Annotated in this window: 13 protein-coding genes; 8 read left to right on the forward strand and 5 right to left on the reverse strand. The window is 60.2% G+C overall.

The window, feature by feature from the left end:
- Positions 1 to 17: 17 nt before the first annotated feature.
- Positions 18 to 740 carry an isoprenyl transferase gene (locus U1A53_RS11225; RefSeq protein WP_322280936.1) on the reverse strand — a complete coding sequence of 241 codons (723 nt, stop codon included), beginning with the start codon at positions 738 to 740 and terminating at the stop codon, positions 18 to 20.
- A 124-nt stretch (positions 741 to 864) separates the two neighbouring features.
- Here U1A53_RS11225 and U1A53_RS11230 point away from each other — a divergent pair, with 124 nt between their 5' ends.
- Positions 865 to 2112: a hypothetical protein gene (locus U1A53_RS11230; RefSeq protein WP_322280937.1), complete on the forward strand. Its 1248-nt coding sequence runs from the start codon at positions 865 to 867 to the stop codon at positions 2110 to 2112.
- 71 nt (positions 2113 to 2183) lie between these two features.
- On the opposite strand, the gene tatC is transcribed toward U1A53_RS11230, so the two are convergent.
- The 3 genes from tatC to argH are packed head-to-tail and all read right to left on the reverse strand — an operon-like array spanning position 2184 to position 5331.
- Entirely contained in the window at positions 2184 to 3317 is a 1134-nt protein-coding gene (gene tatC, locus U1A53_RS11235; protein WP_322280938.1) for a twin-arginine translocase subunit TatC, read from the reverse strand.
- Positions 3318 to 3355: 38 nt separating this feature from the next.
- Complete coding sequence (locus U1A53_RS11240) at positions 3356 to 3958, reverse strand: NUDIX hydrolase (protein ID WP_322280940.1); 603 nt, start codon at positions 3956 to 3958, stop codon at positions 3356 to 3358.
- A 5-nt stretch (positions 3959 to 3963) separates the two neighbouring features.
- On the reverse strand, positions 3964 to 5331 hold the full coding sequence (gene argH / locus U1A53_RS11245) for an argininosuccinate lyase (protein ID WP_322280942.1): 1368 nt from the start codon (positions 5329 to 5331) through the stop codon (positions 3964 to 3966).
- Positions 5332 to 5523: 192 nt separating this feature from the next.
- Between argH and U1A53_RS11250 the strand changes: the two genes are divergently transcribed.
- The 4 genes from U1A53_RS11250 to U1A53_RS11265 are packed head-to-tail and all read left to right on the forward strand — an operon-like array spanning position 5524 to position 8847.
- On the forward strand, positions 5524 to 5754 hold the full coding sequence (locus tag U1A53_RS11250; protein WP_322280943.1) for a FeoA family protein: 231 nt from the start codon (positions 5524 to 5526) through the stop codon (positions 5752 to 5754).
- Entirely contained in the window at positions 5751 to 7835 is a 2085-nt protein-coding gene (gene feoB, locus U1A53_RS11255; RefSeq protein WP_322280944.1) for a ferrous iron transport protein B, read from the forward strand. The genes U1A53_RS11250 and feoB overlap by 4 nt, the downstream gene beginning before the upstream one ends.
- 10 nt (positions 7836 to 7845) lie before the next feature.
- A complete protein-coding gene (locus U1A53_RS11260; RefSeq protein WP_322280945.1) occupies positions 7846 to 7974 on the forward strand; it encodes a FeoB-associated Cys-rich membrane protein in 129 nt (42 codons plus the stop codon).
- A gap of 21 nt (positions 7975 to 7995) precedes the next feature.
- Positions 7996 to 8847 carry a nitrilase-related carbon-nitrogen hydrolase gene (locus U1A53_RS11265; protein ID WP_322280946.1) on the forward strand — a complete coding sequence of 284 codons (852 nt, stop codon included), beginning with the start codon at positions 7996 to 7998 and terminating at the stop codon, positions 8845 to 8847.
- 12 nt (positions 8848 to 8859) lie between these two features.
- Here U1A53_RS11265 and U1A53_RS11270 read toward each other — a convergent pair whose 3' ends face one another.
- On the reverse strand, positions 8860 to 9690 hold the full coding sequence (locus U1A53_RS11270) for a L,D-transpeptidase family protein (protein WP_322280947.1): 831 nt from the start codon (positions 9688 to 9690) through the stop codon (positions 8860 to 8862).
- Positions 9691 to 9850: 160 nt separating this feature from the next.
- Here U1A53_RS11270 and U1A53_RS11275 point away from each other — a divergent pair, with 160 nt between their 5' ends.
- From U1A53_RS11275 to U1A53_RS11285, 3 genes are all read left to right on the forward strand, one after another.
- Entirely contained in the window at positions 9851 to 10333 is a 483-nt protein-coding gene (locus tag U1A53_RS11275; protein WP_322280948.1) for a GNAT family N-acetyltransferase, read from the forward strand.
- An 80-nt stretch (positions 10334 to 10413) separates the two neighbouring features.
- Positions 10414 to 11982, forward strand: a complete 1569-nt coding sequence (locus U1A53_RS11280) for a DEAD/DEAH box helicase (protein WP_322280949.1) — start codon at positions 10414 to 10416, stop codon at positions 11980 to 11982.
- A gap of 68 nt (positions 11983 to 12050) precedes the next feature.
- A complete protein-coding gene (locus tag U1A53_RS11285) occupies positions 12051 to 13586 on the forward strand; it encodes a YifB family Mg chelatase-like AAA ATPase (protein ID WP_322280950.1) in 1536 nt (511 codons plus the stop codon).
- The last annotated feature ends 78 nt before the right edge of the window (positions 13587 to 13664 follow it).

Consider the following 13664-nt stretch of genomic DNA (forward strand, 5'->3'; position numbering starts at 1 on the left):
GGGGAGGTCAACATTCCTCACACCCCCCCGAACCGGCGGTGGCGCTGGTGAAAGGCGCGGATGGCGGCCTTCAGGTCTTCCTTGGAGAAATCAGGCCAGAGTTTTTCGGTGATGTAGAATTCCGTGTAGCTGAGCTGCCAGAGGAGGAAGTTTGACAGCCGCATTTCGCCGCTAGTGCGGATCAGCAGGTCGGGGTCCGGGTAGTAGCGCGTGTAGAGGTGCTTGCTGAAGACCTCACAATCGATCATTGCCTTGTCGAGGTGGCCGCGCTCGATGCTTTGCAGCAGGCTTTTTACGCCATCGACGATCTCCTCGCGGCCACCGTAGCTCAGCGCGAGAATCAGCGTGAGACCGGTGTTTTGCGCCGTGTTCTCGATGCAGCGGTGCAATTCCGTCTGGCAGGACTGGGGCAGGTCGTGCAGGCGGCCGATGGCTTGAAGGCGCACGTTCTGCTTCATCATCAGCGGCAGTTCACCACGCAGAAAGAACTCCAGCAGCTTCATCAAGGCCTCGACCTCGCGCTTCGGACGTTTCCAGTTCTCCGCAGAAAAGGCGTAAAGCGTGAGGAACTCGACGCCGATCTCCCCGCAGCATTCCACCACCCGCCGCACGGTTTCCGCGCCGGCTCGATGCCCCTCCGTGCGCGGCAGGCCGCGTTCTTTGGCCCAACGACCGTTGCCGTCCATGATCATGGCGATATGGCGGGGGACGGGCTTCAAATCATCGTTGGGGCGGCTCATGCGGAGGGAAAACCTACCGCAGGACGTCCGTGACGCTAGAAAGTTCTGTCTTCAAAGCTCCTGGGGAGGGATTGAATGAATCATCTGGCGCAACAACCGGCGCATGCGTTAGGTTTTGCGCACGATGAATCCCGGCATCACCGCCAGCCTGATCTGTCCGGCCTGCGGCCAGGCGTTTCTCTCCGTGCAGCAGAGCATGGAGGGCATGGCGCAGTGCCCGCACTGCGCGCATAATGCGCCGCGCGGGCACTTTGGCACCCAGGCCCAGGTGGCTGGGGTGATGCAGGTGCGGCGGCGTGTCTCCCAGACCCAGCCGCTGCAAAACATGACGGCTCCCGTGTTTCAGCCGCCCCAGAACACTGCGCCACAACCGGCGGCCTGGCCGGGCGGGCAGACGATGCCGGTGCAAACTCCCACGGCATCCATTGCACGCGCCACGTTGCAGCATTCGCAGGCGCTCATGCCGACGGGCGCGCCGCCGCCTCCACCTTCACAGGAAAACATGACTCTGCCGCACCTGCGCACCTCGTCGTGGCGCGGTGCCTTCATCATGCTGGCGTTTCTGGTCGTCTGCGGAGCCGCCGTCTGGCTGTGGTGGGATCAGGCCAACGCACCGGCTATTTCGAAATCAGCCGCGGCATCACCGCCGCCGGTTATGGCGGAAATTCGCCAGACTCCCATCGTCGCCAGGACGGAAACCGCCCATGCTTGGGTGGAACCACCGGATATCACGGCCATCTCCGCTGACGTGAAGGCATTGGTCACGGAATTCTTCGCCGCCGACACCCCGGAGCGCCGCGCGGCGTGCATACACGACGCAGGCAAACACAGCGCCGAGATCGAAGCGCAGTTTGGAGCGGCAGCGGCGGGAAAAATAGAACTGCGCCTGCTCGCACGCATTCCCGGCATGCCGCTATTCGTGCCAGGCGGGCAGCCCGCGCCGTTGTTTAAGGTGGTGACCTCGAAATGCCCCAACGGGGCGCTCATTCGTCTCGAGACCGGCGCTGATGGCAAGCGCCGCATCCACTGGCCGCTGCTGTTTGAAACGCACGCGGCCACGCTGGCCTCCTTCATGAACCAGCAGGACGCTGAGGCCGCCTGGTTCCACGTCGGCCTGAGGCCCAGCCACGGTTTGGACATTCCGGCTGAGCTGCGGCCCAAATACCTCACCTTCGACGTTCAAGTCTCTGCCAACAGCGATCCGCACTTCGTCGCCTGCGTGGAGCGCGACACACCCCTCGGACGATTTCTGGATCGTGAGACCGAATGGGGGAAGGCCTATCTGGCACGATTGCTCGTGCGCAAACTCGATGTGCAGGCCGATGCTCCCTGCCTGCTGGTGATCGATTGCGAAGGTGCGCAGGAGAAATGAGTCAAAGAGTTGGAGTTAAGCGTGCTGTGCGCCAGCACGCCTAACCCCTCACTCATAACTTCATACCCGACTTACTTCGGCGCATCACCGGAGCGCTTCTCATCCTCGCGGGCCAGTTCTTCCAGGGTCATTTCCCGGGTCGGCGCGTTGGCCGGATCTTCATCAGGCATCTGCGAGCTTTGGTCTTCGCCCAGGTATTCCTCCTCGGGTTTTTCGACTTCGGGTGGCGGCGCGGACGGCGTGGCGGCAGGAGCCTGATAATCGGCCTTCGTATCGTCCTCGTCATCAGCGGACGACCAAGGATTGTAGTTTTCATTGTCCCAGTCGTCGCCGGTGGACTGCTCCAGCTCCTTCTCGTCCTTCTCGATTTCGGCGTAGTATTCGGGGAAGGCGGCGCGGTCTTTTTTCTCCAAGATGTAAGCCAGCCAGACACAGATGGCATAGAGCACGTAGAGCGGCCCGGACATCAGCATCAGGGTCAGCACGTCCGGTGTCGGCGTGATGACAGCGGCAAAGAGGGTGATGGCCACCAGCGCATGACGCCAGGTGGACTTCATGAGCTTGAAGTTGAGGAAATCGAGCTTCACGAGCGCCATCACGATGACTGGCAGCTCAAATGAAATGCCGAAGACCAGGATGAAACGTGTGGAGAAGGTGATGTACTCGCTCAGTTCCCACATCTGCTTCGCCCCCAGGCTCTCGGCGAACTGGTCGAAGAACAGCAGCGCCTTCGGCAACACCACCCAGTAGGCGAACGCGGCTCCGCCGAGGAACAGCCCCGTGCCGATGCCGATGGCAGGAAACAGCAGTCTTTTCTCTTTCGGCTTCAGTCCGGGCAGGATGAACTGCAGCAGATAAATCAGCAGCAGCGGGAAGGAAATGATCACTGCGGCGATGAGCGAGACATTGATCGCCATCATGAACGGCCCGGCCACGCCGGTGTTGATGAGGTAGCCCTGTGCTTCTTCCAGCGATTTAACCAGACCGGAGAGCACCAGCGGGTAGAGGATGCCTTTGAACAGCTCCTTGTAGAAGACAAACGTGATGATGGTGGAAATCACCAGCGTCATCACGATGCGCACGATCATCGTGCGCAGATCCTCGAGATGTTCGAGGAACGGTTTTTCCTCATCGCCTTTGCCGCCGAGATTGAGGGCGACTTTTTCGCGAACTTTGAAGACTTTTTGAAGGATGCCGGACCACATGGGAGTGAAAAGGGAAGGGGGTTGCGGATGCAATAGGACTACGGCAGTCCTTGGGCCGCGATCCGCGCGTAGAGAGCCAGCGTCAGGGCGTTGGTGATCGCATTGGCAGCAATCATCCCACGCAGTTCTCCCGCGCTGACCAACCGCACGTCGCTGATGTGCTCGCTTCCATCCGGTTCCGGACGGCTGACGACACACACGGGCTTCGCCGTGAAAAGATAAACGATCTCATCGGTGAAACCTTGCGAAGGAAAATACCAGCCCAGCGGCTCCAGCGTGCCGTGCTCGTTGTCCAGGGCGCAGCCGCATTCTTCGCGTAGTTCGTTCAACGCGGTGTAGATGATCGATTCGCGGGTGACTTCCGTGTCGATCTGCCCGGCCGGAAACTCCCACATGGTCTGCATCACCGGCAGGCGTTCCTGATGCACCATCACGAACCGCCCATCTTCCAGCATTGGCGCAATCGCCACGGCGGCCTTTCGTTGCACCACCATCCACGGCACTTCTTCGTGGCGGTTCGGCGTGGTGAACCACGCGCGCTCCACACTCACATGCGGATTTTCAAACGTCATTTCACTGCGCGTCTTCCGCCAGCCAGGCTCGGCTCCGGGAGTGTAGAGATCGAAGTCCGGGATCTGCATGCCAGTTACGCGTTCAAAGCCGCACGCCAGCGCGCGAGTTGGGCTTTCACATTCTGCGGTGAGGGGGCGCCGATGCCCTTCCGTGCGATCATGGCGGTTTCGAGGTTCAAACAGGCCGTCATATCGGCTGCAAAGGCCGGCGAGAAGCGTTGGAACTCCTCCAGCTTCATTTCGCCAAACCCTCGCTTCTGCTCAATCGAGTAAGCAACGAGTTTGCCGATCACTTCATGGGCCTGACGGAACGGCACGCCGTGATTGACGAGATAATCGGCCAGATCCGTCGCCAGCAGCATTGGATCGCTCGCTGCGGCGGTCGTTTTGGCCCGGTTCACGTCCATGCCGCTGATCATTTCGGTGAAAACTTCGAGGGCGATCGAGATCGTGTCGATGGAATCAAACAGCGGCTCCTTGTCCTCCTGCAAATCGCGATTGTAGGTCATCGGCAGGCCCTTGAGCAGCGTCAGTATGCTCATGAGGTTGCCAATCAGCCGCGCCGACTTGCCACGCGTGAGTTCCGCCACGTCGGGATTCTTCTTCTGCGGCATCAACGACGAACCCGTCGTGTGCGCATCGCTCAGCGTCACAAAACCAAATTCCGCGCTCGCCCACAGGATCACATCCTCGCTCAGGCGGGACAGATGCACGCCCTGCAAGGAGATCGCGAACAGCAGCTCCGCGACGAAATCACGGTCGCTGACCGCATCCATTGAGTTCTGCGTCACGCCGTCAAAACCAAGCTGCTGCGCCACGAATTCGCGGTCGAGGATGATCGTGCTGCCAGCGAGAGCGCCAGAGCCCAGCGGCATCACGTTGAGCCGCTTCCGGCAGTCGGCCAGACGTGCCGCATCACGATCCAGCATCTCGACATAGGCCAGCAGATGATGAGCAAAGAGCACTGGCTGCCCACGTTGCAGATGCGTGTAGCCCGGCATCACTGCATCGTTGCCACGTTCGGCGCATTCGATCAGCGCTGCCTGCATCGCGCGGGTGTGTTGGAGGATCGAATCAATCGCCGAGCGGCAGTAAAGCCGCACATCGGTCGCGATCTGGTCATTCCGGCTCCGTGCCGTGTGCAGTTTCGCGCCTGCTGGCCCGATCCGCTTGGTCAGTTCGGACTCGATGTTCATGTGGACGTCTTCCAGCGACTCCTTGAACTCAAAGTTTCCTTTTTCGATCTCGTGACGGATTTCCAGCAGCCCGGATTCGATCTTCTGCTGCTCCTCGGCGGTCAAAATGCCCGCTTTGAGCAGCCCTTTCGAGTGCGCGATGGAACCGGCGATGTCATGGGCGAACAACCGCCAGTCAAACGACACGGATTCTCCGTAGCGCTGCACGAGAGCGCTGGTTTCCTGAGCAAAACGGCCTTTCCACATAATTTCGAGGGCGCGCAGACTAGCGGCTTTCGCCCCAGGCGCAACCGCCGTGGCGAAGTGCGAGATATGGCCGTTTCCAGCAACTGGCAGCGCAAAATCTGCCGCAAGTCCGCATTTGCCAGAATCCCGCTTCTTGTTAATCTCCCTTCAAAGTTTGCGACAGAGTCTCAATTGCAGAACCGTTTCCTTCCCATGCCCGCCACCCTTGCTGAACTCCCCGTTGGCTCCAGCGCCATCGTTCAGGCCATGCCCACCGGCCGTTCCTGCCTCACGCGTCTGCGTGAGATGGGTATCGTGCCCGGCACCCGTGTCCAAGTGACCCGGCGTGCTCCGCTGGGCGAGCCGATCGAGATTTGTGTGCGCGGCTCCCATCTTTCCATGCGCAACCACGAGGCGGCCTTTATCGCCATCTCCGCTGCATGAGTGCCGCCGCTGCCGAGACACCTCTTATAGCCATCGTGGGAAACCCGAATTCGGGCAAAACCACGCTCTTCAACCTGCTCACGGGATTGAAGCAAAAAGTGGCGAATTACCCTGGCGTCACCGTCGAGAAGAAGATCGGCGAGTGCTATTCCCAGCACGGCAAAAAACTTCGCCTCATCGACCTGCCGGGCGCTTACAGCCTGAACGCTCGTTCGCCGGATGAGGCCGTGCTGCGCGATGTTTTGCTCGGCCGCCGGCCCGAAACGCCGCGTCCAGACCGCGTGGTCTGCGTGGTCGATTCCGCCAACTTCGAGCGCAATCTCTACATGGTCAGCCAGGTGCTCGAACTCGGCCTGCCGACAATTTTGGTGCTCAACATGGCCGATGTGGCCGAGCAACGCGAGTGGCGCATCGACGCGGCCAAATTGACCGAGATTCTCGGTGTTCTCGTCGTCAAAACAAACGCTGTCAGCGGCGAGGGCCTCATCGAACTCAAGCTCGCTCTCAGTCGCGAAGACATCACACCACCCAAGTGGCAGAACGCCGCACTGCCTGAAGGCGTGAAGGCTGCCTTGGAGCACAGCCGTGATGCCATGCGCCAAGCGGGAGCCATTCACACGCGCTCCAGTCTGTTGGAGCCGCTTTACCTGCTCTCCGATCACGATCCCACGCACTACGGCATCGCGGACACGCAAATCGGCCGCATTCACGAGCTGCGCAGCCGCATGGAGGCCGATTTTCCCGGCTGGGAGGATGCGCTCGTGGCCGAACGCTACCGCCGCATCGAGGAACTCTGCGCGCAGGTCTTGAAACGGCCCGACCAGGAGATCGAAACCACCACCACCAAGCTCGACCGCATCCTGCTGCATCCCGTGCTCGGCTTTGTGAATCTGCTGCTCGTGCTCGGGTTGCTGTTCTTCCTCATCTTCAAGGTCGCCGAAGGCCCCATGGGCTGGATCGAGGCCGGCTTTGCCCAGCTTGGCGCGTGGGTGGAAGGTTTGATGTCTCCCGGCGATTTCCGCGATCTCATCGTCAACGGCGTGGTGCCAGGCGTCAGCGGCGTGGTCATCTTCCTGCCGCAAATTTTGATCTTGTTCTTCTTCATCGGCATCATGGAGGACACCGGCTACATGTCGCGTCTGGCCTTCATCATGGACTGGGCCATGAGCAAGGTCGGCCTCAACGGCAAATCGTTCCTGCCCTTCCTCAGCTCGTATGCCTGCGCCATTCCCGGCGTCATGGCCGCGCGCACCATCGACAGCCCGAAGGACCGGCTCATCACCATCTTGATTGCTCCGTTGGCGTCGTGTTCGGCGCGTCTGCCCGTGTACTCGCTGCTCATCGGCGTGCTGTTCCCGGTGGGCGAGGTTGGTGCCTTCGTGCAAGCCGGGATCATGCTCGGACTTTACTCGCTTGGCACGCTCGGAGCCTTTTTCTTTGCCTGGGTCTTCAACAAGTTCGTCATGAAAGGCAGTGCCAGCCCCATGATTCTCGAAATGCCGTCCTATAAGATGCCGGCGCTCAAATCCATCCTGCTGCATGTCTGGCAGCGCGCGCGTATGTTTCTCGTGCGTGCCGGAACGATCATCCTCGGCATCTCTATACTCATTTGGGCCGCTTCAACCTATCCAAAGAGCAACACCGAGGACAAAGCACTCCAGCTTGAAAACAGCTTAGCCGGACGCGCGGGCAAGTTCATCGAGCCCGCCATCTCGCCACTCGGCTACGATTGGAAGATCGGCATTGGACTCATCGGCAGTTTCGCCGCGCGTGAAGTTTTCAATTCCACCATGTCCGTCGTTTATGCCGTCGAGAGCGAGGACGACGAAAATCTCGAGCCCTTGCGCGACAAACTCGCCGCCGAACGCCGTCCCGATGGCCGCGCCGTCTATACCCCGCTTGTTTGCATCAGCCTGCTTGTCTTCTACGTCTTCGCCATGCAGTGCGTCAGCACCATCGCCATCGTCAAGCGCGAGACCGGTAGTTGGAAATGGGCGATGTTTCAGCTCGGCTACATGACCGGAACGGCGTATCTATTAAGTCTGCTCATCTTCCAGATTGGCACTGGTTTGGGCTACTGAACTCACGCTTATGGACGAAAACTGGCAATCCATCGCCGCCATCGCGGTCATCATCGTCACCGTGGCGCTTTTCATCGCTCGTGCGGCCAAACGTCGCAAGAAGCCGGGCTGCGGTGGGAGTTGCGGTTGCGGGAAGTGAGGGGCAGGTTGAGTGACGCGTATGATCACGCTCGACCTCTGCACCTTTGATCCCGGCGTTGTCGCGAAATCACCGGCGGCTTTTGCGGCAGTCGTTGTGGAGTGTGTTGAGACTTCGTGGGGTGAGGGCGCGGATATCGTTTTGCTGCCGGAGTTCACCTGGATGGGCCTGGAGCCGTTGGTGGAGCCGAAATCTCTGAAACGTGTGGCCGAAGTGTTCTGGAGCGAGCTGTTTCCGACTTTGTGCTCCCTCCTGATTCGTCCAGGCAAGGCCGTGGTGCTCGGCACGGCACCCTTTTGGGATGTGGAGTCTGGTGCGTTGCGAAATCGCGCCCCGATCCTCGTGGGCGATCAACTGCTGCATCAGGACAAACTGCATCTCACGCCGTGGGAGTCTGATTTTGCGCCGGGCACAGAACTGCGCCTCTGGGAATTTGCCGGACTGCGTTTTGCGGTCGTTATCTGTCTCGACATCGAGATTCCCGAGATCAGCGTGAGCCTGCGGGGCAGGGGAGTGGATGTGGTGCTGGTTCCGAGTGCCACGGAGACGGTTTTAGGCGTCGAACGCGTGGATCGCTGTGCTTCAGCGCGTGCGGTGGAGATGGGCAGTGTCGTTGGCGTTTGTCATCTTACGGGCAAAGCGGCGTCGGAGCTGATTGATGAGAATGTGGGCCGCACAGCGGTTTATTTTCCTTCCCAGGCCGCATTTCGTGATTCACCACGCTGGGTGGAGGGTGAGATTTTCGAAAGCGGCATTCACAAGCAGCGGGTGGTCATCTCCCCGCGGGATCTCGAAGTCATGCGCCGCATGAAACAGGAGACGAATCCGGCGTTGCTCGAGTCTCTGCCCGATTTTGAAGTCAGGCTCGGCTGAGTCCGCGCCGCATCAGGCCTTCGCTTTTGATTTGGACGAAGATTGGCCAGCCACCTTGGTGTCAGAGTGCGATTTGGATTTGGGCTTGGCGACGGGCTTTTCTGGTCCTGCCTTCTGCTTTGCCTTCGCCTCGTTTTCCTCGGCACGTTTCTTCTCGCCAGCAGTCGGCACGAGCTTGGCGATTTCGAGCGGCTGAGCACCTGTGACCGGAGCCATGAGTGAAGGAGAACCATCATCAGCATAGACTGCCTCGGCCGCTTTTTCATCGCGGGGCAGGCCGCCTTTGGTGATGACGACCTTGGCGCCGATGTTCACGTTGTTGAAAAGATCGACTACGTCCTTCATGCCCATACGCACGCAGCCGTAGCTGGCGGGGGTGCCAAGGCGGCATTCTTCAGTCGTGCCATGGATGTAGATGAAACGGTTGGCAGCGTTCTTAGTGGCCTTCTCCGTCCCTTTCAGCCAAAGGATGCGTGAAACGATGGGATCGCGCCCCGGGGCGTTGGGTTTGAGCACTTCGCCGTTCCAGCGGCGGCTTTTCAAAACGGCTCCCGCCGGAAGTCCTTGGCCGATCTTGGCGATGATTTCATGCTGCCCAACCGGGGTGCGATAACTGCCTTTCTGGTCCCCAAGCCCGAATTTCGAGGTGGAGATGACATACTGTTTCGTCAGCTTGCCCTGGCTGTAGATGCCGAGCTTCTGCTCCTTCACACTGACCACGACATCCCCTTTCGGAGAAGAGGTGCATTGGCTGAGGAGTCCGGTCAGCAGTACGAACGCCCCAACCTTGAGCAGGCGGGCGGTGGGTTGAGAGTTCTGAGAAGTCCGGCTAAAAAACAGCATGTGTTACAAGAATGATACAAACTAAGATATTCGCAATACTAAATTATACCCCCTAAACGACGGGGTTCATCTCTCTATTTCGCAAGACTCGTGCCATTTGTACGATTGATGCTTTGCTCAACCGGCCGGGCCGCCATCCATTCCGCCCTTATTGCCCACCATGGACGATTCACCGCTCTTCATCCGCCCCTATCACGACAAAGACCTGCCTCAGCTCCGGCGGATCACTGTGGAGTCCTTCGGCAGCGTGGCTTTGGAACAAATGCTGGAGCACAAATTCGGCCTATGGGGCGGGAGAGACTGGAAGGCACGCAAAGCAGATCACATTGATGACGATGTGGCACAATGTCGCGAGGGTTGCTTCGTGGCGGAGCGTGGTGGCGAGATTCTGGGCTACATCACCACCCGCATTGATCATACGAACGCACGTGGACGCATCCCAAACATCGCGGTGGTGGAGAGTGCCCGCGGTTTGGGGCTTGGACGCCGCCTGATCCAGCACGCGCTCGATTACATGCGCGCGCAGGGCATGAAGCTCGCGCAGATCGAAACGATGGCCTCGAACGCCATCGGCCAGCACCTGTACCCGAGCTGCGGCTTCGAGGAGGTCGCCCGTCAGGTGCATTACGCGATGAAGCTGTGAGGCCGTCTCGCCTCTGTCTGCGGGTTTGCATTGTCCCTCAAAATGGCCGATAGACCTTGCCCATCCCTCCTGACACGCTTGTGACCACCCCCCGCCGCCCCGACCACGCCCCGAAGAAACCCTCCCTTTTCAGTCGCTTCAAAGCAGGACTGAAACGTGCCATTGGCGGAGGAAAAAAGAAGGATGCAGCCAAGGTGCCGGCCAAAGAGCATGCGAAAGACCACCCGCATCATCCGGCCACCATTCATGCGCACAAACGCCCGCATGATGCTCCGCGTGAACACGCGCCCCGCCGTGACCGCCCTGAGCGTGGCGACCGCCCGCCACGCGGCCGGGGTCACGATGAAAAACGCGGACCCCGTGATCGCGGCCCGCGTGAGGACAAGCCCGTCCGCGAAAATCACGCCCCAGTCGCTCCGCCTGCCCCACCACCAGTGCCCGAAGGGCCGTTCCCGGCGGCCTTTGAAGTGCTCGGCCTCTCGCCTGCGGTGCTCGCTGCCGTACGTGAAACGGGCTACGAAAAGCCCACCACGATCCAGGAACTTTCCATTCCGATCATTCTTCAAGGCCGCGATGTGATCGGTGCCTCGCAGACCGGCACCGGCAAGACCGCCGCCTTTGCCCTGCCCACGCTGACACGTCTCGGCGCTCCTGGAAAATTCCGTGTCCTCGTCCTCGAACCCGTGCGCGAGCTCGCCGCCCAGGTCGTTGAACAGTTTGAAAAATACGGCAAGCACACCGGCCTGCGCGCACTCCTCGTCCACGGCGGCGTCGGCTACGAAAAACAGCGCAAAGGCCTCCAGGAAGGCGTCGATATCGTCGTCGCCACACCGGGTCGCCTGCTCGACTTCATGGGCGAAGGTATCGCCGACCTGCGCGGCATTGAAGTTCTCATTCTCGACGAAGTGGACCGCATGCTCGACATGGGCTTCCTGCCCGACGTACGCCGTATCGTCGAAAAGACGCCCGCCACGCGCCAGACATTGTTCTTCTCGGCCACCATGCCCCCGCAGATCAAGAACCTCGCCGATTTCGCCCTCAAAGATCCCGAAAGTGTCGAGGTCGGCATCCGCTTCTCCGCCGCCGAGACCGTCAGCCACTACATGTATCCCGTCGCCGGCGATCAGCGCGAGGAGCTGCTCCTTGCCATCCTGAAGCAGACCCATTTCGAGAGCGTCATGATCTTCACCCGCACCAAGGTGCAGGCCGACAAGCTCTACGCCGCCATCGACCGCCTCGGCGAGTACAAGGCCGCCGTCATGCACAGCGACATCGGCCAGAAAGACCGCGAGCGAGCGCTCCAGGGCTTCCGCAATGGCGACTTCGAAATCATCGTTGCCACCGACCTCGCTGCCCGTGGCCTTGATGTCAGCGGTGTCACCCACGTCATCAACTACATGGTGCCGGAGCACTCCGAGGACTACGTCCACCGCATCGGCCGCACCGGCCGCGCGCAGAAGGAGGGCGATGCTTTCACTCTCTTCGCCGCCGACGAACTCATGAACGTCGCCTCCATCGAGCGCCTCATCGGCCAGAAGATCGAGCGTCGGAAGCTCGACGGCTTCAACTATAAATATACCACTGCTCTCGACGACGAAGACCGCGCCCGCGCCATCCTCCCCGCCAACAAAAAGACACGGCGGCGGTAAAGCTTGGGCTGTTGCTTCGCAGATAGTCTCTTGCGGCCTAGGCGTCGCGCTCCCATACTCGCAGGCACATGGTTGCCCGCACCTACTCCGCCACGCTTGTCGGCGTCAACGCTGTCGAGATTGAAATCGAATCGCACGACGCGGGCGGCAATCCCAAAATGTTCATCGTGGGCCTGCCGGACACTTCAGTGAAGGAAAGCCGCGAGCGTGTCATCGCCGCCATCAGCAGCAGCGGTTTCATCATGAACGATGGCGTCACCACCGTGAATCTCGCTCCGGCTGATCTCAAAAAAGAAGGCCCTGGTTTCGATCTGCCCATCGCCATCTCCCTCATCTCCCACCGAGCCCGTATTCCGATTCAGATGCTCGGTGAGACAGCCATGATCGGCGAACTTGCCCTCAATGGCGAACTGCGTCCGGTGCGCGGCTTGCTCGCCGTCGCGCTGCAAGCACGTGCGAAAGGCCGCAAACGCCTGCTCGTCCCCAAACGTGTTGCCGCCGAAGCCAGCGTTGTCGCTGGTATCGACATCATAGGTGTCGCCAATCTGCGCGAAGCCGTCGATTACCTCAAAAGCGAGATCGAAATCGCCCCCGAGCCGTGCAGGGCCACCGAATTCTTTGCCGCCGCTTCGCATTACGACATCGACTTCTGCGACGTCAAAGGCCAGGGCGATGCGAAACGCGCCATCGAGGTCGCCGTGGCCGGTGGACACAATATTCTCATGATCGGACCGCCAGGAACCGGCAAGTCGATGATCGCCAAACGCATCGCCACCATCATGCCCGGCATGAGCGAGGAAGAGGCCATCGAAACAACCAAGATTCACAGCGCTGCGGGTCTTCTCACCGAATCCAACGCCTTCGTTGCCACACGGCCCTTCCGTTCGCCGCATCACACCATCAGCGATGCCGGTTTGCTCGGCGGCGGCAGCAATCCCGGTCCTGGTGAGGTCTCTTTGGCCCACAACGGTGTCCTCTTCCTCGATGAACTTCCCGAGTTTCGCCGCAGCACCCTCGAAGTCCTGCGCCAGCCGCTTGAAGATGGCAAAGTCACCATCTCCCGCGCCGCAGGCACCGTCACCTTTCCCGCTCAGTTCATGCTCGTCGCCGCCATGAATCCATGTCCCTGTGGGTACTACGGCGATCTCAAGCGCGAATGTCGCTGCGGCCCGCCCATCATCCAAAGATACCGCCAGCGGATCAGCGGCCCCCTTCTCGACCGCATCGATCTCCATGTCGAAGTGCCGCTTGTCGATTACAAGGCGCTCGCCTCTCACGACGGCGGTGAAGCTTCCGATCCCATCCGCAAACGCGTCGAAATCGTGCACCAGCTCCAGCAGGAGCGTTTTGCCAAACACCCAGGCGTTCACACCAACAGCGCCATGACACCGCGCCTCATCAAAAAGCACTGCGAACTCGACAGCGAAGCCGCCGGCTGCCTCGAACATGCCATGGGAGAGATGAACTTCAGTGCCCGCGCCCACGACCGCATCCTCAAAGTCGCCCGCACGCTCGCCGATCTTGGCGGTCACGAAAAAATCATCGCTGACAACGTCCTCGAAGCCATCGGCTACCGCACGTTGGACCGGAAGATGTGGACCTGAGCACGGCCCCCGGTTGTTCTGCTCAATGCCGGGGTGATGGTTCCATTATGTCCGTTTGAATGTTGATACGGGAGAATG

The organism is Prosthecobacter sp. (genome assembly GCF_034366625.1).
Lineage (GTDB): Bacteria > Verrucomicrobiota > Verrucomicrobiia > Verrucomicrobiales > Verrucomicrobiaceae > Prosthecobacter.

Coding starts and splice junctions, on each gene's coding strand:
- U1A53_RS11240 (WP_322280940.1), bottom strand. CDS start 3,958: ATGCAGATCCCGGACTTCGATCTCTACACTCCCGGAGCCGAGCCTGGC.
- U1A53_RS11265 (WP_322280946.1), top strand. CDS start 7,996: ATGATCACGCTCGACCTCTGCACCTTTGATCCCGGCGTTGTCGCGAAA.
- tatC (WP_322280938.1), bottom strand. CDS start 3,317: ATGTGGTCCGGCATCCTTCAAAAAGTCTTCAAAGTTCGCGAAAAAGTC.
- U1A53_RS11260 (WP_322280945.1), top strand. CDS start 7,846: ATGGACGAAAACTGGCAATCCATCGCCGCCATCGCGGTCATCATCGTC.
- U1A53_RS11250 (WP_322280943.1), top strand. CDS start 5,524: ATGCCCGCCACCCTTGCTGAACTCCCCGTTGGCTCCAGCGCCATCGTT.
- argH (WP_322280942.1), bottom strand. CDS start 5,331: ATGTGGAAAGGCCGTTTTGCTCAGGAAACCAGCGCTCTCGTGCAGCGC.
- feoB (WP_322280944.1), top strand. CDS start 5,751: ATGAGTGCCGCCGCTGCCGAGACACCTCTTATAGCCATCGTGGGAAAC.
- U1A53_RS11225 (WP_322280936.1), bottom strand. CDS start 740: ATGAGCCGCCCCAACGATGATTTGAAGCCCGTCCCCCGCCATATCGCC.
- U1A53_RS11270 (WP_322280947.1), bottom strand. CDS start 9,690: ATGCTGTTTTTTAGCCGGACTTCTCAGAACTCTCAACCCACCGCCCGC.
- U1A53_RS11285 (WP_322280950.1), top strand. CDS start 12,051: ATGGTTGCCCGCACCTACTCCGCCACGCTTGTCGGCGTCAACGCTGTC.
- U1A53_RS11230 (WP_322280937.1), top strand. CDS start 865: ATGAATCCCGGCATCACCGCCAGCCTGATCTGTCCGGCCTGCGGCCAG.
- U1A53_RS11275 (WP_322280948.1), top strand. CDS start 9,851: ATGGACGATTCACCGCTCTTCATCCGCCCCTATCACGACAAAGACCTG.